21 protein-coding genes, 2 tRNA genes and 2 pseudogenes are annotated in these 25,081 nt (G+C 52.6%); 14 read left to right on the top strand and 11 right to left on the bottom strand.

All coding sequences use genetic code 11. The features are described from left to right. Positions 1–19: 19 nt before the first annotated feature. Positions 20–574, bottom strand: coding sequence for a DUF3093 domain-containing protein (locus HF984_RS07230; protein WP_168615010.1), 555 nt, complete (start codon positions 572–574; stop codon positions 20–22). Positions 575–776: 202 nt separating this feature from the next. Between HF984_RS07230 and dut the strand changes: the two genes are divergently transcribed. From dut to HF984_RS07210, 4 genes are read left to right on the top strand one after another with little or no spacing between them, the layout of a single operon-like run. Continuing rightward, the gene (dut, locus tag HF984_RS07225) at positions 777–1,223 is read left to right on the top strand and encodes a dUTP diphosphatase (protein ID WP_228008037.1); all 447 of its coding nucleotides are present in this window, start codon (positions 777–779) and stop codon (positions 1,221–1,223) included. Positions 1,224–1,268: 45 nt separating this feature from the next. Then, on the top strand, positions 1,269–2,033 hold the full coding sequence (locus tag HF984_RS07220; RefSeq protein WP_168615009.1) for a DUF3710 domain-containing protein: 765 nt from the start codon (positions 1,269–1,271) through the stop codon (positions 2,031–2,033). Positions 2,034–2,036: 3 nt separating this feature from the next. Beyond that, positions 2,037–2,516: an asparaginase gene (locus HF984_RS07215; RefSeq protein WP_168615008.1), complete on the top strand. Its 480-nt coding sequence runs from the start codon at positions 2,037–2,039 to the stop codon at positions 2,514–2,516. A 21-nt stretch (positions 2,517–2,537) separates the two neighbouring features. Then, entirely contained in the window at positions 2,538–3,185 is a 648-nt protein-coding gene (locus tag HF984_RS07210) for a DUF3159 domain-containing protein (protein ID WP_168615007.1), read from the top strand. A 66-nt stretch (positions 3,186–3,251) separates the two neighbouring features. Here HF984_RS07210 and HF984_RS07205 read toward each other — a convergent pair whose 3' ends face one another. Beyond that, complete coding sequence (locus tag HF984_RS07205; protein WP_168615006.1) at positions 3,252–3,908, bottom strand: potassium channel family protein; 657 nt, start codon at positions 3,906–3,908, stop codon at positions 3,252–3,254. A gap of 11 nt (positions 3,909–3,919) precedes the next feature. Continuing rightward, on the bottom strand, positions 3,920–4,603 hold the full coding sequence (locus HF984_RS07200) for a potassium channel family protein (protein WP_168615005.1): 684 nt from the start codon (positions 4,601–4,603) through the stop codon (positions 3,920–3,922). A gap of 272 nt (positions 4,604–4,875) precedes the next feature. On the opposite strand from HF984_RS07200, the gene HF984_RS07195 reads away from it, so the two are divergent. The 4 genes and pseudogenes from HF984_RS07195 (at position 4,876) to acnA (ending at position 12,290) form a co-directional block, all read left to right on the top strand. Continuing rightward, positions 4,876–6,825 carry an amino acid permease gene (locus HF984_RS07195; RefSeq protein ID WP_168615004.1) on the top strand — a complete coding sequence of 650 codons (1,950 nt, stop codon included), beginning with the start codon at positions 4,876–4,878 and terminating at the stop codon, positions 6,823–6,825. Between the two features lie 11 nt (positions 6,826–6,836). Next, positions 6,837–8,279 carry a class I SAM-dependent RNA methyltransferase gene (locus HF984_RS07190; RefSeq protein ID WP_168615003.1) on the top strand — a complete coding sequence of 481 codons (1,443 nt, stop codon included), beginning with the start codon at positions 6,837–6,839 and terminating at the stop codon, positions 8,277–8,279. Positions 8,280–8,359: 80 nt separating this feature from the next. Beyond that, positions 8,360–9,318: pseudogene (locus tag HF984_RS07185) on the top strand (aldo/keto reductase). 287 nt (positions 9,319–9,605) lie between these two features. Beyond that, the gene (acnA, locus tag HF984_RS07180; protein WP_168615002.1) at positions 9,606–12,290 is read left to right on the top strand and encodes an aconitate hydratase AcnA; all 2,685 of its coding nucleotides are present in this window, start codon (positions 9,606–9,608) and stop codon (positions 12,288–12,290) included. An 80-nt stretch (positions 12,291–12,370) separates the two neighbouring features. Here acnA and HF984_RS07175 read toward each other — a convergent pair whose 3' ends face one another. Beyond that, positions 12,371–13,000, bottom strand: coding sequence for a mismatch-specific DNA-glycosylase (locus HF984_RS07175; RefSeq protein ID WP_168615001.1), 630 nt, complete (start codon positions 12,998–13,000; stop codon positions 12,371–12,373). Between the two features lie 161 nt (positions 13,001–13,161). Next, a pseudogene (locus HF984_RS07170) lies at positions 13,162–14,257 on the bottom strand (alanine/glycine:cation symporter family protein); the annotation flags it as partial. 299 nt (positions 14,258–14,556) lie between these two features. Between HF984_RS07170 and dxs the strand changes: the two are divergent. Together dxs and HF984_RS07160 are read left to right on the top strand one after the other, a co-directional pair. After that, entirely contained in the window at positions 14,557–16,554 is a 1,998-nt protein-coding gene (gene dxs / locus HF984_RS07165) for a 1-deoxy-D-xylulose-5-phosphate synthase (RefSeq protein WP_168615000.1), read from the top strand. 77 nt (positions 16,555–16,631) lie between these two features. Continuing rightward, complete coding sequence (locus HF984_RS07160; protein ID WP_168614999.1) at positions 16,632–17,591, top strand: hypothetical protein; 960 nt, start codon at positions 16,632–16,634, stop codon at positions 17,589–17,591. A gap of 61 nt (positions 17,592–17,652) precedes the next feature. Here HF984_RS07160 and HF984_RS07155 read toward each other — a convergent pair whose 3' ends face one another. The 4 genes from HF984_RS07155 to HF984_RS07140 form a co-directional block, all read right to left on the bottom strand. Then, complete coding sequence (locus HF984_RS07155) at positions 17,653–18,084, bottom strand: Rieske (2Fe-2S) protein (protein WP_210729633.1); 432 nt, start codon at positions 18,082–18,084, stop codon at positions 17,653–17,655. Positions 18,085–18,141: 57 nt separating this feature from the next. After that, on the bottom strand, positions 18,142–19,431 hold the full coding sequence (locus HF984_RS07150; protein ID WP_343947372.1) for an HRDC domain-containing protein: 1,290 nt from the start codon (positions 19,429–19,431) through the stop codon (positions 18,142–18,144). Positions 19,432–19,722: 291 nt separating this feature from the next. Continuing rightward, positions 19,723–20,139: a peptide-methionine (R)-S-oxide reductase MsrB gene (gene msrB, locus HF984_RS07145; RefSeq protein WP_168614997.1), complete on the bottom strand. Its 417-nt coding sequence runs from the start codon at positions 20,137–20,139 to the stop codon at positions 19,723–19,725. A gap of 87 nt (positions 20,140–20,226) precedes the next feature. Further along, positions 20,227–20,721, bottom strand: a complete 495-nt coding sequence (locus HF984_RS07140) for a hypothetical protein (RefSeq protein ID WP_168614996.1) — start codon at positions 20,719–20,721, stop codon at positions 20,227–20,229. Positions 20,722–20,837: 116 nt separating this feature from the next. Here HF984_RS07140 and HF984_RS07135 point away from each other — a divergent pair, with 116 nt between their 5' ends. Next, positions 20,838–22,106 (top strand): alpha/beta hydrolase family protein, encoded by a 1,269-nt coding sequence (locus HF984_RS07135; RefSeq protein WP_168614995.1) that lies wholly within the window; start codon positions 20,838–20,840, stop codon positions 22,104–22,106. A gap of 72 nt (positions 22,107–22,178) precedes the next feature. Here the strand turns inward: HF984_RS07135 and ybaK are convergent, their stop codons facing one another. Continuing rightward, complete coding sequence (gene ybaK, locus HF984_RS07130) at positions 22,179–22,676, bottom strand: Cys-tRNA(Pro) deacylase (RefSeq protein WP_168614994.1); 498 nt, start codon at positions 22,674–22,676, stop codon at positions 22,179–22,181. Between the two features lie 238 nt (positions 22,677–22,914). Between ybaK and zapE the strand changes: the two genes are divergently transcribed. The 3 genes from zapE (at position 22,915) to HF984_RS07115 (ending at position 24,375) form a co-directional block, all read left to right on the top strand. Beyond that, the gene (gene zapE, locus HF984_RS07125; protein WP_168614993.1) at positions 22,915–23,967 is read left to right on the top strand and encodes a cell division protein ZapE; all 1,053 of its coding nucleotides are present in this window, start codon (positions 22,915–22,917) and stop codon (positions 23,965–23,967) included. A gap of 233 nt (positions 23,968–24,200) precedes the next feature. Beyond that, a tRNA-Gly gene (locus HF984_RS07120) sits at positions 24,201–24,273 on the top strand. A gap of 30 nt (positions 24,274–24,303) precedes the next feature. Beyond that, positions 24,304–24,375: transfer RNA gene (locus tag HF984_RS07115), tRNA-Val, on the top strand. A 519-nt stretch (positions 24,376–24,894) separates the two neighbouring features. Here the strand turns inward: HF984_RS07115 and HF984_RS11360 are convergent. Continuing rightward, positions 24,895–25,081: hypothetical protein (locus tag HF984_RS11360; protein WP_210729632.1), on the bottom strand; the 187-nt coding region annotated here is incomplete at its 5' end.

Raw genomic sequence — 25,081 nt, 5'->3', positions numbered from 1 at the left:
GGCATTTATTTTTTAATAATTATGATTCTTGAGCCTGCGAGCGAGCTTCGTGGGTGAGTAGCATGCGCTGTTCGTGCTCGCGTTGCATCTCTTGCTGATACCGCTCTAGCTCGCTGTTGCCGATGTTCTCATTGAGAATTTCAACGATGCGTTCGGGATGGCGGGTTGATGCAATCCAGTAGGGCGTGGGGTCGGCCTTATCGGTAATTTGGATCCTCACTTTGGGCTCAATCCATCCGCGGAAACACATAAATGCGCGGCCATCGAGTTCAGGGCCTGAGATAACTCGAGAAGCTTCACCGCGGAAGCCCTCGGCAACACCCACGTGCTCGCGTTCAATAGCGGCGCGTCCTACCCGCAAAATATCATCGGTAATGGTGATGGTGGGGGAGGAACTATAGAGAATAAACCCGAGCAGTACAGCTACAATCACACCAGCGATGACGCCGGCCATAATGTTGATGGGTGCACCTACTAAAAAGCTCGCGACTCCAGCTCCGAGAACACCTACCCATAGCCCTGTGCTGGGCGTGAGGCGTTCTTGGTAAAGAACCGATGACGTCGAAGTGCTCATGTACTACACCAATCATTACTTGAAACTTACAGAATGTGCCTTCAGTCGGCATCTTGAGCGTGTAGTTCAATTCTAACCTGTTGAACATAGCACCGCTGAGACTGATAAAAAGATGCGAGTATGGCTGTGGTTGGTGCCTCATTCCTCAGGTTCACTACTAACACATGGTGTTTCTTCATGAACGTTTAGTACAGTGGCTGGTGTGAATAAACAGCTGACAGTACACATCAAAATGTTAGACCCCGAGTTGGCAGCACCTGCCTACGCACAGCACGGGGATGCGGGCGCTGACTTACGATCCCGCGTGGATATTACCCTCAAGCCCGGCGAACGAGCCTTGATTCCCACCGGTGTCGCTATTGCTCTGCCTGAGGGATACGTGGGGTTGGTGCACCCGCGTTCGGGGCTTGCTGCAAAGCACGGCATTACCATCGTCAATGCACCCGGAACAGTTGATAGTGGTTACCGCGGCGAGTTGATGGTGACTCTCTTGAATACTGACCTCACCGAACCTTTCGAGGTTAAACGAGGCGACCGCATCGCTCAGCTCGTGGTTCAAAAATATGAATATGTGCTTTTTGAGCCGGTAGATGAACTTGATGAAACACCGCGAGGAGCCACCGGTTTTGGCTCAACCGGTGTAGCTTAGAGCCAGAATAAAGATAAAGTCTCTGACCGACCCTTTAGGAGTTGTATGTTTGGGTTTGGACGCAAGAAGAAAAACGAGGACGCTGAGGTTCAAGAAACTGCAGTAGAGCAAGCACAGGCGCAGATCAACGATGATCCCGATATGCGCGCTGATGATACTGCCGCCCCTACAGCTGTAGCTGAAGAGCGCACCGAATTTGACCGTGCCAATGGCCCGTACGATACCGATGAAAAGTCGGGCACCGATAGTTACCTTGACCTTGGATCTTTGCTCATTAAGCCGCATCCTGAAGTCGCTTTGCGATTGGAAGTTGAAGATAAAACCCAAAATGTTATTGCAGTAACTTTGCAAAAGGATAAAGCTGTTTTGCAGGTGCAGGCTTTTGCAGCTCCCAAGAGCCGCGGCATTTGGGATGAGATTCGTTCGGAAATTGCAGAATCTGTTCGTGCGCAGGGCGGCAACATCGAAGAAGTTGACGGTTCCTTGGGCAAAGAACTGAAGTCTCAGATTCCAGTAACCACTCCGGATGGCCGTAAGGGCGCACGTGTGGCAACCTTTGTCGGCGTTGATGGCCCCCGATGGTTCCTACGCGGTGTTTTCACCGGTACCGCCCACACCGATACATCAGCGCGCGCCGAGATGGAAAAGATTTTCAAGACCATGGTGGTACACCGCGGTGAAGATCCCATGCCCCCGCGAGATTTGTTGCCACTGTCCATGCCTGCCCAAGCGCAACCAGAAGCTGCAACGCCTCAGAACGCTGATTTAGAGATGCCCGAGCGCGGCCCCGAGATTGCTGAAGTACGCTAAATAATGGTTCATACACAGCCTCAGGCGCTGGATAAATACCCTGAACGTTTTCGCGCTCGCGTTGCCGGACGCGTTAGCCAGGTACGATTTTCAGCGCCGGGAGAACCGCTGAGGTATGAAGCCGAGCTTATCGTGACAAAGTCGCGTCCTGTCTCGCTGTCTAAAACTCGTACCCTCATGACGGGGCTTCCCGCGATTGAGACCAGCGGTGATTTCTCGGAAGAACCGGATGCCGATGAAGACCAAACTGCTGTAGCTCACGAGCGTGCGCCGCATCCTGAGTCTTCCAAGTCCGCCCTCAAACTTCCTGAGTACTCTCCCTTAAAGCAGGGAAGCAGGTTATTGCTGATTTGGCATGGTCAACGCAGTGTTCCCGGTATTGCTGCTGGCACAGAGATTAGGTGTAATGGCCTGCTCTCCACCCGTATGCGTCCCGCCACTATGTACAACCCGCGGTATGAGATTATTCCCTCGCGTCGATAAACGAGAAAGTGAATTCGCTAGATGAGTGAAACCGAGAAGCCCAGTTTCAAGGCCCCCTCCAACATTCGTCGTACACAAAGCGGCGACGTGGATGTTCTGTACGCGGTAGGAGGCGTGCGCGGCATCGTTGAGGCTATTGCACCGGGACTGCTGTTTCTATCGGCATTTTTGATCTCCAAAGATTTGATGCTGTCGGTGCTTATCGCGGGTGCTGTTGCATTGGTCTTTTCTGTGGTGAGATTGATGCAGAAAGGCTCGCTCATGCAGTCGGTTTCCGGTCTGCTGGGTGTGGCAATTTGTGCTTTTGTTGCTTTGCGCAGCGGCGAGGCGGCCGACTTTTACGTCACCGGACTGTGGATTAACCTCGCCTACGCTGTTGGCCTGATTCTGCTTTTGCTTTTCAAACTACCCGTCGTTGGGTATGTTTACAGCTTTATCCGTGGTGAGCAGGACACCTGGCGTTCTAACCCAGCGCGCGTTAAAGCGTATACCCTAGCAACTCTCGTTCTCATCGCAATGTTTGTTGCCCGTTTGCTGGTACAGGTTCCGCTGTACTGGGCAGATCATGTGGGTGCTCTCGGTGCTGCGCGTTTGGTGATGGGCACGCCACTTTACGCTGCGGTGCTATGGCTGACGTGGGTTATGACTTCCCCCAAGAGTAAGCGGTAAAAAGCAGCCGCCCACAACAAGACCCCGTGAAGGTTTGAAGTCCTCACGGGGTCTTGTCGTTATTCATTAGCTAAAGAGCAACCTGATATCTTCTTCGCCCTCCGGGGTTGTGATGAAGAAGAGCTCGTCCTCTCCTTCAATCACGTCATCGCCAGTGGGAGTGATGGGAGTACCATCACGCAAAATCGCGGTGAGTGTGGTTTCTGCCGGCCACTGAACGTTATCAACGGTGTGTCCAATAATCGGGTGATCCATGGGAACGGTGTACTCCACCAGCATGGCACCGCCGGTCTGCAGGGTGAGAAGGCGAACCACATCGCCCACTTCAACAGCTTCTTCGACTAGGGCTGTCATAAGTCGCGGGGTAGATACCGCAACATCAACACCCCACGAGTCATCAAATAACCACTCATTCTTGGGGTTATTGACGCGCGCTACGGTGCGAGGAACACCGAACTCGCTGCGCGCCATCAGAGAAACCACAAGGTTTGATTTGTCATCACCGGTCGCAGCAACAATAACGTCACAGGTTTCTGGGTGTGACTGTTTGAGCACTGAAAGCTCGCACGCATCGCCAATCAGCCAGTGAGCATTTTTAATATCGGGGGAGCGCCCAATGACCTCGGGCTTTTCATCGATAATAGTGACCTGGTGTCCGTGCGACAGTAATTCGCGGGCGATAGAAGAGCCAACGGAGCCAGAGCCGATAATAATAACCTGCATGGATAAAGCTCCTATCGTACGTTTTCTTCTTCGTCATCCGGCGCGGTTGCTAGGATGCGAGAGACTTCATTGACATCGTCGGTGCGGAGCATTGCGTGGATGATATCGCCCTGCTGGTAGCTGGTATCTGAGGTGGGCAAAATACCTTCGCCGAATCTGGTGATATAGGCGATGCGGACGCCCGCAGCTTCTTCGATATCGGTCAGCGCGTGGCCAGTCCAGTCTTCGTGTAACTGTAGCTCCGCTAGCATGAGGCGTCCGGATGCTTCGCGGAAGTCGCCTGTCATTGCCTGTTCGGGGAGGATGCGTCGCAGTACTTGGTCGGTACTCCAACGCACTGCTGCCACGGTGGGAATGCCGAGTCGTTGAAAGAACTCCGCGCGGTTGGGGTCGTAGATACGGGCAACAACGTGGGGCACCCGGAAGGTTTCGCGGGCTACACGTGAGGACAGAATGTTTGAGTTGTCTCCAGAAGAAACCGCTGCAAAAGCGTAGGCGTCTTCGATGCCGGCTCTTTTGAGGGTTTCACGGTCAAACCCGATGCCTGTTACCTTCTTGCCGCTGAAATCGCTTCGCAGACGTCGAAAAGCGCGTTCGTCGCGGTCAATGATAGCGACGGTGTGTCCGGAATCTTCTAGCGTGTGTGCAAGCATGACGCCCACGCGTCCGGCGCCCATGATCACGAAGTGTGGCAAAACGGTATCCCCTTGCAAACGAAAATGTTCTGTGCAGTACCTAGTGTACTTACCTTAACGCCGTCCTTGAGACCGTGCTGGTATATCTGAGGCGATTGCTACCCGGTGGAAGGCGATGCGTGTTCCTGAGCGTGCTAGTTTCATCACCGCTGAGCATTGAGTCGGCGTGGTCTTAGCCAACTTTCTGAAAACCGGCTACCTTTGTATCTGTGGCACGAGTTCAAGAGCGTTTAAGACGGGTTTTTCTGGGCACCCCTGTAGACAATCGTCAGGTGGCTTCCGTTGCGCTACCCAAACGTCGTGCCCTGCCGCTCTTCGGGTCTGACGGGGTTTCATCGGTATCTTATGCCCCCGATGAAATTGTGATGACGCTTGCTGTTGCGGGCAGTGCATCGCTGGTGACATCTCCGTGGGTGGGGTTCGCTATCGCGTTGGTGCTTCTGATTGTTGTTGGAACCTACCGTTACAACCTGAAAACCATTGCTACCGGCGGTGACTATGAGCTGGTGCAGCAGCGATTGGGGAAAGTTGCCGGTGTTGCAACTGGCGCGTCGTTGATGGTCGATTTTATGCTCACCGTGGCGGTATCAGCATCGGCGGCATCGGGCTATGTGCTCTCGGTGGTGCCCGATTTACGCGGGCATGAGCGTGCGCTGACCATCGCAATGATTGCTGTCATGATGCTTCTGTGTTTGCGCGGCTTACGGTTTTTAGGGCGCATTGCTTTTGTGCCGCTCTATGCGTTTTTGCTGATCATCAGCATCACGCTGGTGTACGGATATTTTCAGGATTTGAACGGAACACTTGAAAAAGCGGCGACTAGCTCGTGGGAGGTCGTGCCGGCTGATGGCGTTAGTTCAGCGATGAATGGTATTGCGCTGTTTGTTCTGATGATGCGTACTTTTTCCTCGGGTGCAGTAGCGCTGACCGGTGTGAGTACCGTGAGTAATTCTGTTCGTTTTTTCAAAAAACCTAAAGCTTCTAATGCTGCTGCCACCATGATGATGATGGGCGGTATCTCAGCGTTACTCCTCATCGGCGTGCTGTATATGGTGCGTGCTACAGGTGCGGTGGCGGTACTCGATACCTCTCAATTGAGAATTCACGGTATGAGCGTGGGCGACGGTCTCTACCAGGTACCTGTTCTTATTCAGATGGCTGAGGCTGTTTACGCCTCAGCAGTCATGCCGGTGATTTTAGTGGCTGTCACCGTAGCTATGCTTTTGGTTGCTATCATCACCGCTTTTACAGGCTTTCCACAGCTCACCAACGCTATTGCCGAAAAAGGATACCTGCCGGTTCACCTGCGTACTAAAACATCACCGCACCTTCATGCCAACAGCGTCCTGATACTCGGTGTCAGCTCGATGGTGTTGGTGGCGCTTTTAGGTGCAGACCTGAACACGCTGATTCAGCTGTACATTGTGGGTGTGTTTCTCTCGATGACGCTCACACAGGCAGCGATTATCAAGTATCGTTGGCGAGATTTTAAATTCACCGTCGACCGCTACAAACGACGCCCGCTCATTAGGCAACTCGCCATCACTTTAGTGGGCTTTGTTGCAACGTTCATCGTGTTTTGGGTGGTTCTACTGACCAAGCTCACGCACGGTGCGTGGATTACACTCATTGTGATTGCGGTGCTTTCGAAGGGAATGCTTGCAGTGCGTAAACATTACAACGACATCAACCGGGAACTTGAGCTTTCTGCCAACGCGCCGGAGCTTGCACAGCAACGTGCTTTGCCCTCTCGCGTCCACGCGGTGGTTTACGTGCCGCGCGTTCGAAAGCCGCTGATGCGCGCTATTTCGTATGCGCGAGCCACGCGTCCTTCGACCATTGAAGCTGTGCTCATTAACCAGGATCCCAAGCGCGCTAAAGAAGCTCAGAAGCAGTGGCGTTCATTGGAGATTCCGGTACCGCTTGTAGTGCTGGATGCTCCATTTCGCGATGCTGTTCAACCGTTTATCGAGTATGTTCAGCGTCGACGGGAAGAAACTCCACGCGATGTAATCGTGGTTTACCTGCCCGAGTATGTTGTACCGCACTGGTGGGAGAGACTGTTGCACCGTCGTATTGTGCATCGACTGAAAGCCAAGCTCCGCTATGAACAGGGTATCGTCATTGCCTCGGTTCCCTGGCAACTTGAAGGAACCAGTGCGCCGGGTCAGCACACCGTTGAGGCACACGTTGAAACTTCTACGTACACCGCTGAACACTAAGGATTGTTGAAATGACTGAAACTCACGAAGTAACCGAGTTTGAGGTGGGCGATACCCTCGAGCTAACACCGGATGCGGTCGCGCACGGTGGATCGTTTGTGGCTCGAGCCGGTGGGCGAGTATTTTTTGTCCGTCATACGGCAATTGGTGAGACTGTTTTAGCTAAAATCACCGGTACCGGACCTAAGAAACGTTTCTTTTTTGCAGATGCTATCGGGGTAAAAACCCCGAGTGAACACCGTCGAGAGCATCCGTGGCCGTTAGCGGATGCTGGTCTGCACGAAAATCCGGTGGGCGGTATGGAATTTGGCCACCTCACCCCTCAGTATCAGCGGGAGCTTAAAGCACAGGTTATCCGGGAACAGCTGGTTCGCTTGGGTAAAGTCTCTGAAAACTCAGCTTTGCTCAAGTTGCTTCGCGTTGAAGCGCTAGAGCCTTCGGATCTTGGCTGGCGTACTCGGGTTTACTTCAATGTTGCCGATGGAAAAATTAGTATGTTCCGTCATTCTTCGTCGGAGCGCGTACAGGTTCAGGATTTTCCTCTTGCTGATTCCCGCATTAATAGCTTGCAGCTTCACCGTCTCAACCTTGAAAACATCAAGCGTGTAGATGTGGCGGTATCGTCTACCGGGCAGGTGCTGGTGAGCTTTGCTGTTGTTGCACCTGCTACACCGCGTCAGGTTGCTGATGATGTTGAAAAGCAATGCGAACAGTTGTGGGGCAACCTGAAAAAGCAGAATATTTCGCTGGTTTTTGCTGCCGAACGTAAGGGCGGGCGCCGTCGTGGAGAACGCCCTGAATCTGCGGTTCGCGGTGCTGGGTTTACCGAACTCACCGAAGAACTTTCTGTGGGCGATGAGAGTCTGGAATGGAACGTTTCTGCCGGCGGTTTTTGGCAGATCCACCGTTCAGCACCGGAAGCGCTGACAGCAGCTGTCGCTGAGATGGCTGATCTCAACGCGGGGGAGACCGTGTACGATCTCTACGCTGGTACTGGATTGTTCACGGCTGTTGCGGCTGCTGAGGTTGGCGGTAAAGGACGCGTACTATCGGTAGAAGGCTCACCTTTGACCAGTGCGAATGCTCGCGATAATTTTGTGTCCGGACGCGCCCGCCTAGCTGATAGCAAAGATACGGTTATCGATGTTGTGAAATCTGATGTTGGCGCGCATCTTCACAAGCTAGTATCTCAGGTGCAAGCGGGAAAGTCCCCTGCCCCGGATGCCGTCATTATGGATCCTTCCCGCGAGGGTGTAGGTAAGAAAGTTATCGAAAGTCTTACCGCGTTAGCACCGAAGCGCATAGTGTACGTTGCGTGTGACCCCGCAGCTTTGGGACGCGATACCGGTTATTTGCGCGAACACGGCTGGGAGCTCAAAGATGTCCAAGCCTTCGACATGTACCCCAACACCCACCATGTTGAAACGGTGGCACTCTTCGCTCACCCGGAGTAACTTAGGTCCTAGAGCGTCATGTAGTGTTTCACAGCGATACATTTCTGGCGGATCCTATAACTACACGCGAAAGAACTGCCATGAAATACGCAAAACTGGGAACGAGTGAACTTGAAGTCTCAAAACTCTGTGTAGGGTGCATGAGTTTCGGTGAAGCCGGAACAATGCACGATTGGACGCTGGATGAGTCAGCCAGTGATGAGCTGATAAAGTACGCCTTAGATTTGGGTATCAATTTCTTTGATACCGCAAACGTGTACTCAGCCGGAACGAGCGAGGAGTACCTAGGGCGCTCGCTGAAAAGCATGCTAGACGTGAGGATCTCGTGATTGCGTTCAAGGTGTATTTCAACGAAGGTGGGCTGAGCAAGAAAGCTATCAATCGTGAGATTGAGGGAACCTTGAATCGTCTGGGAACTGACTACCTGGATTTATATATCATTCACCGTTTTGATTACAACACGCCCGTTGAAGAGACCATGGAAGCCTTGGACGGTCTGGTCAAGGCGGGCAAGGTTCGTGCTTTGGGTGCGTCCGCCATGTACGGCTATCAGTTCCACAATATGCAGATTGCGGCTCGTGATAACGGTTGGACTGCGTTTAGCGCCATGGAGAATCACTACAATCTGCCCAATAGAGAAGATGAACGCGATCTCATTCCCGTGTGCCAGTAGTTTGATGTCTCATTGATGCCTTATAGTCCTTTGACAGCCGGACGCTTGAGCCGCCTTGAATGGAGCACTGATACTTTGCGGAGCAAGACCGATAAGGTCGCGCAAGCAAAGTACGACAGCACCCAAGAGGCTGATTCAAAGGTGGTCGCTCGAGTGCATGAGCTTGCGACTAAATACGGTGTTTCAATGTCACAAATTGCACTGGCCTGGCAGTGGGCTGTCGGAGTTACTTCGCCGATTATTGGTGCAACTAAAGCTAAATACTTTGATGACGCGGTTGCCGCGCTAAACGTTTCCCTCACCGAAGAAGATATCCAGTATCTGCAGGAGCTGTACGTACCGCATCCCGTTGTTGGCGCTGTCTAAAGAATGTTACGAATAACCCGATGCCGTATCGACTATCAGGTGCAGCATCGGGTTGTTTGATATGAGGAAGAGACGCGTCAATTAAGACGCTTTGTTTCACGCATCAAACATTCAAGAATGCTTTCTTGTGGTGACTCAGAGTACACTGGATAGGAAAGCTTAGTGTCAGGGTGTCTCTAAGTAGGATTTAGCATCACACCGCTGTGTCCGTATAAAACGCACGGCGTCCCCATGAGAACACCGGGCACTGCTTGGCAAATAACAGTGTCGAGAGGAGTCCCACGCAAATGAGCACTGTGGACAGCTTCGGTTCAAAGGGCGTCTTGGACGTCAACGGTACCGAATATGAAATTTACCGACTTAAGTCAGTTAAGGGCTACGACAAGCTTCCTTACTCACTGAAGGTTCTTCTGGAGAACCTGCTTCGCACCGAAGATGGCGCGAACATTACCGAAGAGCACATTAATGCTCTTGCAAGCTGGGATCCCAAAGCTGAACCCAGCACTGAAATTCAGTTCACCCCTGCACGCGTTATCATGCAGGACTTCACCGGCGTTCCCTGTGTTGTTGACTTGGCAACCATGCGTGAGGCTGTGAAGGAACTCGGTGGCGATCCTTCAAAGATTAACCCCTTGGCACCGGCTGAGCTGGTTATTGACCACTCTGTTCAGATTGATGCTTTCGGTACTTCAGATGCGATTGCTCGCAATATGGATATCGAATACCAGCGCAACGGTGAACGCTACAAGTTCCTGCGTTGGGGTCAGACCGCATTCAACGACTTCAAGGTTGTCCCCCCGGGCATGGGTATCGTGCACCAGGTCAACATTGAGTACTTGGCACGTACCATTATGGCGCGTGAGGTAGACGGCGTACTGCGTGCTTACCCCGATACCGTTGTTGGTACTGACTCACACACCACCATGGTGAACGGTCTTGGCGTTCTCGGCTGGGGCGTCGGCGGTATTGAGGCAGAGGCAGCAATGCTCGGCCAGCCCGTCTCAATGCTGATTCCTAAGGTTGTCGGCTTCAAGCTCACCGGCTCAATTCCCGCAGGCGCTACCGCAACCGACGTTGTTCTGACCATCACCGAGATGCTGCGTAAGCAGGGCGTGGTTGGCAAGTTCGTTGAGTTCTACGGCGAAGGTGTTGGTGAGGTTCCCCTGGCTAACCGTGCAACCATTGGTAACATGAGCCCCGAGTTCGGTTCCACCGCCGCAATCTTCCCGATTGACGAGAAGACCCTTGAATACCTGCGCCTGACCGGTCGTTCAGAAGAGCAGGTTGCACTGGTTGAGGCTTACACCAAGGAACAGGGCCTGTGGCACGATCCTTCGAAGGAAGTTAAGTACTCAGAGTACCTCGAACTCGATCTCTCAACCGTTGTGCCTTCAATCGCTGGCCCCAAGCGTCCTCAGGACCGCATTGAGCTTACCGATGCAAAGAAGCAGTTCAGCTCGGACATCAAGAACTACGCAGCTAAGGGTGAAGACGACAAGTCAGCACACGTTTCAATGGCTGATGGACGCGAGTTTGAACTCAAGAACGGTGCGGTTTCAATCGCATCAATCACCTCATGCACCAATACCTCAAACCCCTCAGTAATGCTCGCAGCTGGCGTCCTCGCACGTAACGCAGCGGCTAAGGGTCTCACCGCTAAGCCTTGGGTTAAGACCTCAATCGCGCCGGGTTCAAAGGTAGTTACTGACTACTACGAGAAGGCAGGACTGCTGCCCGATCTCGAGAAGCTCGGTTTCTACGTGGTGGGTTACGGTTGCGCAACCTGCATCGGTAACTCAGGTCCGCTTGAAGAAGAGATTTCAGAGGCAATTCAGGACAACGATTTGTCTGTTACCGCTGTTCTCTCAGGTAACCGTAACTTCGAGGGTCGTATTTCACCCGACGTCAAGATGAACTACTTGGCTTCACCGCCCTTGGTTATTGCCTACTCACTGGCGGGCACCATGGACTTCGACTTCGAGAAGGACGCGCTGGGTCAGGATGCAGACGGCAACGACGTCTACCTGAAGGACATCTGGCCTGATCCCGCTGAAGTTCAGAACATCATCGATACCGCTGTCGATACCGCAATGTACGACAAGGAATACGGCTCCATCTTCGATGGTGACGAGCGCTGGCGTTCACTTGATACCCCCACCGGTGAAACCTTCGAGTGGGATTCAGAATCAACCTACGTACGCAAGCCCCCGTACTTCGAGGGCATGACCATGGATATTACTCCTGTTGAGGATATCCAGGGCGCACGCGTACTGCTCAAGCTGGGCGATTCAATCACCACCGACCACATTTCACCCGCTGGTTCATTCAAGTCAGATACCCCTGCCGGTAAGTACCTGATTGCTAACGGTGTAGAGCGCAAGGACTTCAACTCCTACGGCTCACGTCGTGGTAACCACGAGGTTATGATCCGCGGTACCTTCGCTAACATCCGCATCAAGAACGAGCTTCTTGACGGTGTTGAGGGTGGCTTTACTCGTGACTTCACCAACGGTGGCGAGCAGGCAACCGTATACGATGCGGCTCAGAACTACAAGGCAGCTGGCGTTCCGCTGGTTGTGCTGGGCGGTAAGGAATATGGTTCAGGTTCATCACGTGACTGGGCGGCTAAGGGCACCACTTTGCTGGGTGTTAAGGCAGTTATCGCTGAGTCATTCGAGCGTATTCACCGTTCAAACCTGATCGGTATGGGTGTTCTGCCCTTGCAGTTCCCCGCAGGCGAATCACGTGATTCGTTGAAGCTGACCGGCACCGAAACCTTTGACATCAAGGGCGTGACCGAGCTGAATAACGGTACTACCCCCAAGACTCTGAAGGTTACTGCAACCTCAGAGGATGGCAAGGTTACCGAGTTCGACGCGGTTCTGCGCATCGATACACCTGGTGAAGCTGACTACTACCGTAACGGTGGTATTCTGCAGTACGTTCTGCGAAACCTGGTTCGCGGTTCATAATTGCGATATATGAGCTAGCTAGTTAGCGAAAAGCCGTGGCATTCAACGAAATGTTGGACGCCACGGCTTTTTTATGTTTGTTATTGCTGATGCACTGGGCTTGTTGTATTCCATACAGCCAACCACTTATCTGCCAACGTATCTATGTTTTCGTGTGCATTGAGCCCGCTGGGCTGCGGGACAACCCAGAGCGATGTTGCTGGGTTCCAGTCTTCAATGTCTGAGGTGTCTTGTTGGCCAAGCTTAGCTTTTTTATCGCCAAACGCTGTGCGGTAGGCCGTAATTCCGGCGATAGCCACTGCCTGTGGCTGGTAAATATGGGTTAGCTCAATAATTCTCGGGACGCTGTTCTTGAGCTCTTCGGCGCTGAGCTCGTCAGCACGGGCGGTGGCGCGGTCCACTAGATTAGTGATGCCAATGCCCAGGTTCTCCAACTGTTCTTCGACCTCATCGCTTAGCCCGCGCGAAGCATCCACCTTGGGCGAGACAATGCCGGCTCGGTCAAGTGAGGGCCAAAAACGGTTGCCGGGAAAGGCAAACGGTGCATTGACCGCTGCGGTCCAAAGTCCCGGGTTGATGCCGACGATCAGCATTCGTAGGGGAGTGCCGGGGCTTGGTAGCCGGTCATCAATAGTCCCGTTGATAAAGTCGCTGAGATCTTCACGGGTGGGGCGGGAATCTCCAAAAGGGGAAGGATGCTTAGTGCTCATGTTCTTAACACTAACACCGTCACCACAATGTGAATGTGGAACAAAAAGGACGCTGTCACCTCTACCTGAAGTAACAGCGTCCTTATTTCAGCTACGCGTAATTATTCGTGGCGTTGAGCAGGCGGTACCCGGCTCATGACGCCAGTATCATGACGCACCTGTCAGTAATCCGCGTTTTCAATACCTAGCTCGCGAGGATTGAACGTGGGGTCAATACCCTGCTTTTGCTGGCGTTCGTAGTCTTTCAGTGCTTTGAGTGCAGGTTTTTGGATGACCAGAATACCTACGATGTTCAACCAAGCCATGAGTCCCACACCGATATCACCGAGTGTCCATGCTGCACCTGCCGAGCTAACGCAACCCATGACGGTCGCAATCAAAATAAGTAACTGCAGAGCTCGCAATGAACCGCTCACTACTAGGAGATTACGTACATTGCGGGTGAGATAACGCAGATTGGTTTCTGCCATGTAGTAGTAGGCAACGATGGTGGTAAAAGCGAAGAAAGTCAGCGAAATTGCGATGAAGGCGGTGCCTCAGCCGGTGAAGACAGTATCGAATCCTGACTGCGTATAGACAGGTCCTACGGTAGCGTCAGCCGGTAGGCCTCCCGGCCCTTCGGCAAGCACAGGGCTGCTTTCACTGCCGTCCTGATAGACGCGGTACATGCCGGTTGAAAGAATCAAAAATGCTGTTGCAGTGCAGACAAAGAGTGTATCGATGTAAACCGCCATTGCCTGAACAAAACCCTGCGATGCAGGATGCTTGACCTCGGCAGCTGTAGCTGCGTGCGGGCCTGTGCCCTACCGGCTTCGGTCGAATAGATACCGCGCTTAACACCCCATTCCACCGCTGTTCCAACGATGGCACCAAAGGTGGCGTTCAGACCAAAGGCTGAGGAGAAAATCAGCGAAAGGACATCGAAGAACTGATCAGCATTGACAAAGCCAACAACGATGGCGCCCAAAATATAAACGATTGTCATCACGGGAACTACTACCGATGCAAAGTTAGCGATGCGCTTGACGCCACCGACCACAATGAAAGCAAGCAAAATGGTGACGCCCGTAGCGGCTGCCCACGGGTGGACCGCTGGCCATGCGCCCCGCAGACCGCTTGCAATACCGTTAGCCTGTACACCTGGAAGGAAGAAACCGCAGGCTGCTACGGTGGCGAAGGCAAAGAGCGATGCATAGATTTTGAACGCACCCGCATACTTGGTGTGACGGTACGCTTTTCGAAATAGTAGGCGGGGCCACTCGATCAAGAAAAATATCTGTATAGCTGCCACCGCCGCGCATATTTCCCGACTAATTTGCCTCACCGTGAGGGCAGAGCCATCTCACTGGAGCGCATCGTGAAGAAGAGAAAAATGGAACCTTCTGAAAAGTCAGAAAAGATGTTGAATCATCACAACGTTAAAACGTGAAAACAAGCGCAAAACCGGTAAGGTTAGTTAACTGCAATAGTTGTCTAAGTCAGCGTCGTCTTACCGTCAACTCTGAGAACGAACGCCGGTTTATCGCAATGACAAGATCATCGAAGGGAAAAGCACAGTGGGGCTTCTAGAAAGCATCAATCAACCAAACGATCTCGCCCATCTGACTGCTAATCAGCTTGAAGAGCTGGCTCGTGAAATTCGTGAATTTCTCGTCAGTAACGTCGCTAAAACCGGTGGTCACCTTGGGCCTAACCTTGGTGTTGTCGAGCTGACTCTGGGAATCCATCGGGTGTTTGATTCGCCGCGAGATTCCGTTATTTTTGACACCGGGCATCAGTCCTATGTGCATAAGCTGCTCACTGGGCGCCGTAATTTTGACTCTTTGCGCCAGCGCGGTGGACTCTCAGGCTACCCGGAGCGCGCTGAATCTGAACACGATATCGTGGAGTCGTCGCACGCGTCCTCATCTCTGTCATGGGCTGACGGTATTTCTCGTGCTCACCAAATCAACGGTGAAGGCGATCGCTACACCGTTGTTGTTATTGGCGACGGCGCTTTGACCGGTGGCATGACCTGGGAGGCGCTCAACAATATTGCAGCTGATAAAAACCGACGCGTGGTGATTGTCGTCAACGATAATGGTCGTTCCTACGCGCCGACGATTGGTGGTTTCGCTAACCACCTCGCTGATCTCAAAGTCGATTTGCAGAACCAGCTGGATAAGGTTCGTCTTGATCGCCGCTACGACAAGGCATTAGACGCGATTCGTCGACGCCTGCAGTCCGGCGGCAAGGCTGGCAATGCGTTCTATCGCGGTTTGCACGGCATGAAGGTCGGTATCAAAGATGTCATGGTACCGCACGGCCTGTTTGAAGACTTAGGTATGAAGTACGTAGGCCCCATTGATGGTCACGATCAAGAGGCAGTGGAGTCTGCGCTGACAGCCGCCAAGAATTTTGCTGGCCCTGTGATCGTCCATGCGATTACTGAAAAGGGCCATGGATACGCACCGGCTGTTGCCGATGCTGATGATATGTTCCACGCGGTGGGCGTGATTGACCCCGAGACCGGTAAGGGCGTTTCAACGTCTACATCCACGTCGTGGACGTCTGTATTTGCCGATGAGATTAAGAAAATTTCTGATGAGCGCCAAGACATCGTGGGTATCACGGGAGCTATGCTGATCCCCGTTGGTCTTAAGCCCATGGCAGAGGCTCACCCTGAACGCGTGATTGACGTGGGCATTGCAGAACAGCACGCCATCGCAATGAGCGCTGGTCTAGCTTATGGTGGTCAGCATCCCGTTGTTGCGCTGTATGCAACCTTTTTGAACCGTGGCTTTGATCAGCTGCTGATGGACGTTGCTCTGCACAAAGCGGGAGTAACCATTGTGCTGGATCGCTCAGGCGTGACTGGTCCCGATGGCGCTTCACACCACGGTATGTGGGATTTAGCGCTCTTGCAGTTCATCCCCGGCTTGCATATGGCAGCCCCTCGCGACGCTAAAACTTTGCGTGAGGAACTTCGCGAAGCCGTTGCTATCAATGACGCGCCCACCGTGGTTCGTTACCCCAAAGGCTCCGTAGGAGAGGAAATTCCTGCACTGACCCGCTACGCCGACGGCGTGGACGTACTCGCGCAGACCGGGGAACCCAATCCGGAGTCAGGTCAACGCGATGTGCTGATTGTTACTGTCGGTGCTTTTGCCCAGCTTGGACTTGACGTAGCTGCTCGATTAGAACGCGAAGACGTTAGCGTCACAGTCGTTGATCCCCGGTGGGTGATGCCGGTACCCAGCAGCATCGTAGATAGTGCAGCCCAGCACCGCATCGTGGTGTCCCTCGAAGACGGCGTACGTGCAGGTGGCGTGGGCTCTCGCATCCGCCAGGAAATGCGCGCCTCAGGTGTAGACACTGCCTTGAACGAGCTTGGCTTGCCCGCAGAATTTATCAAGCACGCCTCACGCAACGAAATCCTCGAAGAGGTAGGTCTTACTGCAGAGCGCATTACTGAAGATCTGCTGGCGCAGCTCTCAGGCCGGAAAGTTCCCTATGCTCGTGGCAAGGGTGAAAAGCCAAAGCAGACTCGAAACTCTAATCCCGAGGCTCAGTAAACACGTCACATGCCGGTGCGCAATCATGATGCGCGCCGGCATCATTTACACACACCATTTACACCCAAAGCGATTCTATGCCTCAGCTAGCCCCAAAAATTATTGACCGGGCAGACTGCGTCATTGAAAAGGAACCTCGAAGGTTTCCTAGTCAATACGCGGCTGCAAAATTTGTGCTTGAAATGATTATCGTGGTTTCTTTCGCGGTCAATCTTTTATTGTTCGTGTGGAAAGTGCCCACAGATATTGCGACCATCATCTTCATGACCCCGTTTTTATGCGGTGTATTGCTCTTGCTTTTATGGATTCTCGCTTCGGAGCGAACCGTACTGAAGGTCAACGTCACTGAACAAAACATCGGGTATGTACCGCAGGATGCGTTAGGAGCAGAGCAGTATCTGCAGCCAACTCAAGCCACCCAACCTCACAATCTGAGCGGCGCTACCTCGTATTTTCTGCGCATTCGTAACTGGGCTGTGGCGGATTTATCGATGCCCGCAGAATTTGTGGAGCGCATCGAGCAGTATCCGGCACGTCTTGTGTTTGGCTTGTCGCAGATTCCCGGGGTTTCACCTGAAAAAGGCCTTTACGCTGAGCCTTTGCGCGTCGAGTATTGGGGTATCGTAAAGGGTGCGGGCATTCCTCCGGCATCAACCCCCGGTTATCGAGTAGAACTCCCCAAACATTTTGGGCGATTCCTCAAAGGCATCGCGGCGCTGATGGCACTACTGGTAGCTTCGACAGTAGCTATCAGTTCATACGTTGGCGCCCGTTATCACCATGAAAAGTACTGTGAAATCACTGACGTGTGGGCGGATGAAGAAGATAACGAGCTTCACTTTGAATCCCCGGAATGTGGCAACTTCACGATGAAAGAGAAGTACGTGCCGAACAAAGACATGTTCACCCTGATTGATCAGCTAGAGAGACTTCAAGGTGTACACATCAAATTCCAGTTCGGAATTTCACCCGTCTTTGGTGATTCAGAGGCCTACGGAGTAGAAGACCTCAAAGCCTTAGAAGAATCTAATCCATAAAAAGATGAAGGCTCCCCACCACAAGATGTGGTGGGGAGCCTTTGTCTTAGAACTCGTAGAGTTAGCCCACGATGATGCGTCCGCCGTCAACCTTCACCGGGTATTGGGGGAGCGGTTCTTCGGCAGGGCCGCCGGTCACACTACCGTCCTCAATAGTGAAATTAGAAGAGTGGCAGGGGCACACGATGTTATTGTTCTGCGCGTTAACGGTGCATCCTTGATGCGTGCACGCTGAAGAAAATGCTTTGAAAGTACCTTCGGCTGGCTGAGAAATCATCACCGTTACATCGCCAGAGTTAGCCTTGATAACACCACCGACAGGTACATCTTGTGTTGCTGCCATATCGATGGGGCTAGAGATTTCGGGTTGCTTGACGTTGCCACCGGCACCCGCTTCAGAAGAGCCGCATCCGCTCATGACGGCTGCTGAGGCTGCTCCCGTTACGCCAAGGGCAACGCGGCGAGTCATCGGGGACTCAGAAATATCGGACATAGTTTCTTCCTTTCACGTACTGTCAACTGTAACCCTCAACCCGCTATCGAAGGACGTTTATCCCAGAATATCCTCGAAAATAGGGAGAATTACCGGCACAACAGCTTCAATCTGCCATTGCCGCGCACCTAGTTGGCGCAAGGCATCAGCGATTGTTTCTGCATCTGCCTCAGCCGGCGGCTCCCAGCAGAGCTTGCGCAAGGTATCAGGCACCATCAGATTCTCTGCGGGAATATTCATTTCAGCGCCGAGGGCGTTAACCGCTTCACGGCAGGGACCGATGAGCGCAGCCGACTGGGGACGCTTATTTTCCCAAGCTTTGAGCGGAGGAGGGCCCTCTGCCGGAGTGGTGTAGGGAACGGGATGCTCTTCGTTGCGAGCAGCTGAAATAGCGCGAACCCAGCGTGGAGCTTCGCGCTTGAGCGCACGCGTCTGAAAACCTGGTACCTGCAAAATGGCAGGTACGCTGCGAGGCATCGAGGAGGCTGCTTGGATCAGTGACGCATCGGGTAGCAGTCTTTTAGGAGCAACGTCTTTAGCGCGCGCTAAATGATCGCGTTCAGTCCATAGATTGCGTAAAGCGGTGAGCTGGCGGCGGTTGCGTAGCGTCTGAATCCCTTTTGTCTTACGCCAAGGATCTTTTTTAGGTTCGCGGGTAGGGTTCGCAACAATATAGGCGAATTCTTGACGAGCATACTCCAGCTTGTTCTGAGACTCGAGTAAATCTTCTAGCGCATCTCGCAAGTCTACGAGTATTTCAACGTCCAAAGCTGCGTAGTTCAACCATTCAGCGGGAAGCGGGCGTTTTGACCAATCAGCTGCTGAATGTTCTTTAGCAAGTTTGTAGCCGAGCAGCTGTTCGACGACTGGACCTAACCCGACGCGTTCTAACCCAGCTAGGCGAGCGGCTAGTTCGGTGTCGAAAAGGAAATCTGGTCGCATCCCGAGCTCTACCAAGGCAGGTAAATCTTGGGTTGAAGCGTGAAGCACCCATTCAACGCCAGCAAGCGCAGAGTTGATAATGGATAAATCGTCAAAGCATTCGGGGTCAATCAGAATAATTCCGGTATCTCCGCGTTTGATTTGCACGAGAAATGCTCGTTGACCGTATCTGATGCCGGACGCGCGTTCTGTATCTATTGCGGCAGGACCGTGAGCGGCAGAGATTTTCTGAGCGGCTCGTTTGAGCCCGCCTTCAGTGGTGATGATGGAGGGAAGCCCCTCAAATGGCTCGTTCAGTGTCACTAGTTCAGGGATCGCGAGATGTGCTGGCAGACCAAAATCGGCACTTTGCGTGCCGACTGTATCGCGCGGTGTTTCAGCTGGTGAAGTACCGTGTGCCGTCACTCGTAAAACCTTCTCTCGTGCTCCGACCCGTGTGCATTTTGAGATAAAAGCGCACACAAACATTTAATATTACGCTTTGATGCTGGCGCGGTAGGGAATATCAGCAAGGTTAAGAGGGTGATTATGAGCAATCTATGCACAAGTGGCTGTTGTTCACTTCGTTGCGTCCGTAGTGTAGCGGGCGTTGAGAGTATGTAGTCTGCGATGTAAGAGTCCCGCAAAACATCACAGGATTGATGAGGTACATAAAAAGCGCCTGTTGCGATGATGAGGCAACAGGCAGCTACGTGATTACTGTTCTTTTTCTTCCAGTCGAAGGCTGATTGAGTTAATGCAATAACGTAAATCAGTGGGCGTTGAGTAGCCCTCACCTTCGAAAACGTGTCCAAGATGCGAGTCGCACGCTGCGCAACGGACTTCGGTGCGAACCATGCCCAGTGAGCGATCCTGAATGTAGCGCACTGAATCTTCTGCTAACGGCGCGAAGAACGATGGCCAACCGCAATGTGAATCAAATTTTTCGTCCGAACGGAACAGCTCTGTTCCACAGGCACGACATGAATACACACCCTCGGTGGTGGTGTTGGTATATTCTCCAACGTGAGGACGCTCGGTGCCACCTTTTCGGAGGACATGGAACTCTTCGGGAGAAAGGACGTCCTCCCACTTTTTCACGATTTTGCCCACACCGGGTTTGAAGTCGCTCATAGATAAACCTTTCATTGTGTTTGGGGCGTAGAACTAGGATACTAACTAGAACTTAGTAATGGTGTCTGTTATTCCTTGATTCCGGTTTTAATCTTCAATTCGCTCTGTGCCCGATAACAGATGGAGAACCGGTATCCCCAAAGAATCCTGGGCTTTATTGGTCCAGTTGAGATTGAGTGAATCTTGAACCGGGTGCGGGTTCGTGATGATGATTGCCTGCACGGAATCGTCGGCCTCAACGATAGAGCGCATTACTGCGACAGGGTCTCCGTTGGCAATAGTGATCTCCACCTGAAAACCAGCGTCTTTGAGGAGCAGGTGCGAGGTGCGTGAAATTTCCTGAGCTTCTTGCCGATGCGTGAGCGCACCTTTTTCTGCCGAGAAAGCTGTTCGAGAGGCAGCATTGAAATCTAAAAGAGCTAGCTGATCCAGCACTTTGAGAAGTAGCGGTTCATGAACTTCTGTGGGAATCAGCAGGTGGATGGCTTCAACGGGTGGCGTAGAGAACTGCGCGACGTGTTGAATATTGCGAATATCTTGTTCGTTAAGAATTTGCTCTGTAGCAACCAGCATCGATTTCATGTTCTCACTGTACGCCTGGTCGTGGCGAATGTGACCCTAAATGGGGAATAAAGAATGCTGATAATTTATTTACTGAGTAGTAACATTTGGTAGAAGTCGTGGGGAGGAACAAAAAGATGAGCATTAAACTGCCGATAACAACCGCAAAAGATTGGCGCAAAGGACTAGCAACCGGCGCCGTGGCTGGGGCAGGTATGGTCACTACAGTGGCTGTAGGAACAGCCGCTGTGGCAACCTATTTTGTGCGTCAAATGGTTGTACCGCCCAAACACATGGTCGAAGAACTCAAAATCTTAGGCGTTGGATACCCATCCTTTAACCCCGCATCGGGTGATGAACCCAATTCCATTACGCTACCGGCCACCGAGCAAACCAGCGTCCCAGGAACCTACGGATTATTTTTTAACGGAGGAAAGTCGCACGCGGTCATTGGAGACATCATCGCCTTCACACCGGTGGACCAGAGCGTTATCCGCGAAGTTCTAGAAATCCATAACGGTGATTTGTCGCGGGCAGACCGAGGCCATTGGAGCGGTGTCATCGCAACTAGCCCCGAAGACGCAGGGTACAAAGCCGAACACATCACCCTGCCGCTTACAGTGGGCGATGCCCCAGCATGGATTGTGCGACCCCAAAATCCAGAAACCATCTATGAAGACCACTCAGATACCTGGGCAGTGATGGTGCACGGAATGGGTGTACAAAGAAGCGAAACCCTACGAGCCTTAGCCACCACTCAAGAGCTTAACCTCACGAGTTTGCACATTAGCTACCGCAACGACAAAGAGGCACCACCGTCCAGCGACGGCAGATACGGCTTAGGTTTTACGGAGTGGAAAGATGTCGAAACCGCAATCGACTACGCGCTACAACACGGTGCTCGGAAAGTAGTGCTTTTCGGATGGTCAATGGGCGGTTCAATTTGCTTGCAGGCCGCCGATAAAGCGCGCAACAAGGACGCTATTGCAGCCCTCGTGCTGGACGGTCCGGCTGTTGATTGGCTGAAGCTCATTGAATATCACACCGAGCTCAATAAGTTGCCGTTAGGCATCGGTAAGCTGGGTATCCACATGATCTCATCGGCGTCACTGGGGCTATTTACCGGCCTTGATGAACCGATCGAACTTGAAAGCTTGTCATGGACGCGTCGAGTGGACGAGATGCAGGTGCCCACCTTAATCCTTCACAGCGTGAAAGATGATTTTGTGCCTGTTGCCCCCGCCCTAGAACTTGCTCGTAAGAGCAACACCGTTGATATCGTGACATTCGCTGACGGTGCGCACACTAAAGAGTGGAACGTCGACAGCGACAAATGGCATTCAGCTGTCACGGAATGGTTGCCCGGAAAACTTCAGCAATTTCACGCTGAAACCTCCGCAACGTAAAGTCCGCTTAAACTGCAAAGTGCCGGTGAACTGACCAGCTCACCGGCACTTTGCACACAAGGGGAAATCTTACTAAGCCTCAGCAGCTATATCTGCGTAGCTACCGTTGGTTAGAGCAAGCAAATCATTGGGCGAAAGTTCAACGTCGCATCCGCGCTTACCGCCAGAAACTAACACGGTGTCAAAATTCTGAGCACCTGCATCTAAAAGCGTGGGGTGTGCTGTCTTTTGACCCAGCGGCGAGATTCCACCAACGACGTAACCGGTGCGCTTTTGAGCTACCGCAGGGTCAGCGAGCTTAGCGGACTTCCAGCCAAGAGCCGCTGCCGCAGCCTTCACATTGAGCTTTCCGCCCACCGGCACAATCGCCACCGCATAATCTTTTTCGTGGTTCACCATGAGAGTCTTATACACCTGCTCAGGACTGCGACCCAACTTTTCAGCCGCTTCTACACCAAAATTCTTATTGCCTTCTTCATGCTCATACTCGAGAACTTCAAAAGGAACCCCTTTTTCAGTCAGCAAAGCGATAGCTGCTGTAGACGCTGTTGCCTTCTTCTTTTTACCCACGAAAAACTCCTTGAAGTAGCGTGTATTCTCTGTTCAAGACTAAAAAACTTGTACACGCATAGCGAGTCTATGCGGCTGTGAGATTGCCAAAAGCATTCTGGTCATCTTTACACTATGACGGGTTCTCACCCCTGCTTCATATTCGCTGTCAAGTTACTCACGGGATAAACTGGATAAGAAATAATCGCCGTGGATTACGCTTCAACGGCGAAGCACACCAGCGAAAGAATACAGACCTTTGGTTGCCTACGAACACTTAGTTGATCGACGTCCCAACGTTTCAGCGGATGAGTTACTGGCGGGTTTCCGCCCCTCCGAGCGCTTTGGCGAGGTGTCATTCGATACTTACCGCCCAGACCCCTCACAGCCTTCACAGCAGCAGGCTGTAGATGCTCTCAAAAATTTCGGTACCGCTATCAATAGCGGCTCAGGACGCAGCTCAGGTGGCGGGTTCTTTTCCAAACTCTTTGGCGGGGGAGCGTCAGCTCCAGCTGTAAAGAACGGCATCTACCTCGACGGGGGCTTTGGCGTGGGCAAAACCCACTTGCTCGCATCCCTGTGGCACATGGTAGAAGGTCCCAAAGCCTTTGGAACCTTCGTGGAATACACCAATTTCGTGGGCGCCATGAGCTTCCATAAAACAGTCGAGGCTCTTAGCTCCTACAAGCTGGTGTGCATCGACGAATTCGAACTAGATGACCCCGGTGATACCGTCCTCATGTCGCGTCTGATGCGTGAGCTATCGGACGCCGGCGTCAAGCTAGCCGCAACATCAAACACCTTGCCCGGCTCGCTCGGTGAGGGGCGCTTTGCTGCAGCAGACTTCAAACGAGAAATCCAGGTACTTGCAGACCAGTTTGAAGTACTTCGCGTCGACGGTGAGGACTTCCGTCACCGCGGACTACCCGCTGCACCGGCTCCCGTAGATAATGCTCAACTTGAGGCCGCTGTTGAATCCCGCTTCGGCGGTTTAGGCACTGTCTCAGTTGATAATTTCTCAGACCTCATCAACCACCTCTCACAGGTGCATCCATCTCGTTACCGTCAGCTAGTGCAGGGCCTTGACGCCATCGCGTGGAAAGACGTCACCACCATTACCGAACAGTCTGTTGCCCTGCGTTTTGTGGTGCTTGCAGACCGTCTTTACGACAAAGATCTACCTATTATTTCCTCCGGCGTACCCTTCGATCAGGTCTTCACCGAAGAGATGATGGCAGGCGGGTACCAAAAGAAATACTTCCGAGCGGTCTCTCGCCTCACCGCGCTCGCACGCGAAGGACTTGGCGAGTAGCCCCGGCGAACAGCCGAGCCAACTGATGTGGGTCGCGCCAGAGAAATCGTGACCCACATCTATCAAAAGATCTAAAAAATTTTATTCCTCGAAAAGCTCCGTTCTCTGCTTGAAACCCTGAACTTACAAGGAAAAACAGGTCATTGGCGTCGATTTGGCAATGCCTGTAAACCTGTGTATAGTATTTACCTGTCAGCCCGACGAAGTGAAAAACTTCTTCGAGTCACTGATATGCGGTTGTAGCTCAGTTGGTAGAGCACCACCTTGCCAAGGTGGATGTCGCGAGTTCAAGTCTCGTCAACCGCTCGCAACACTTCTTGAAAAAGCCAAGTGTATGCGCGATTGGCGCAGCGGTAGCGCGCCACCTTGACACGGTGGAGGTCACTGGTTCGATCCCAGTATCGCGCACAAAGTAATTAGTCCCATGTGGGGCTGATTTTTTGTTTAACCGGATGCTGATGGTGGGGTTTGCCTGGGCGGCGGCGGGGTAACGCCGCACTTCACTGTGCCGAGATCCTGATTAATCGACGAAATCCTGATTTATAACAGGATTTCGTCGATTAATCAGGATCTCGGCGGCTTGCGTTCAGATAAAAGGGTAGTCGGTAAAACGAGTCCGGGTCCGTGGGCGGTTCTGATACGTAACTTTGTAGGCGGCTCTGATGTATAACGCGGACGCTGCGAACCGGGCGCACCTGGCTGAAACGGCCCGCGTCCTGTTGTCTCACTCTGTAGTAAAAACGACTAAGACCCCAGCTGTTACCAGTTTTATTTCGATGTGACCAGAAAACTCTCACAAACGATGCAGAACCGGGGTGAATGAGAGAGTTTCCTGGCCACTATGAGAGTTCTGTGGTCACTGTCGAGAAAAACGTGGTCATCTGCGAGAGGGTGTGAGAAATATGAAGAATAAATATTGAGGATTATTCATAAGGGGTGACCAGCAGCCAAAAACACCAACCCCCGCACCACCGAAAACACCCGCGAATACGAGCCCAACGGTCGCCGGAAACCCGTGTGCAAAATACGCCAGGCCTTCACCTGAGCAATCACCCGCTCCACCACCGCCCGGCGTGAATTAATGAACCTGTTCACCGCCTTCACATCTGCAGGT

This window comes from Rothia terrae (genome assembly GCF_012396615.1).
Lineage (GTDB): Bacteria > Actinomycetota > Actinomycetes > Actinomycetales > Micrococcaceae > Rothia > Rothia terrae.
The sequence above is the reverse complement of the archived record's forward strand: the minus strand, read 5'-3'. Positions and strand labels throughout refer to the sequence as shown.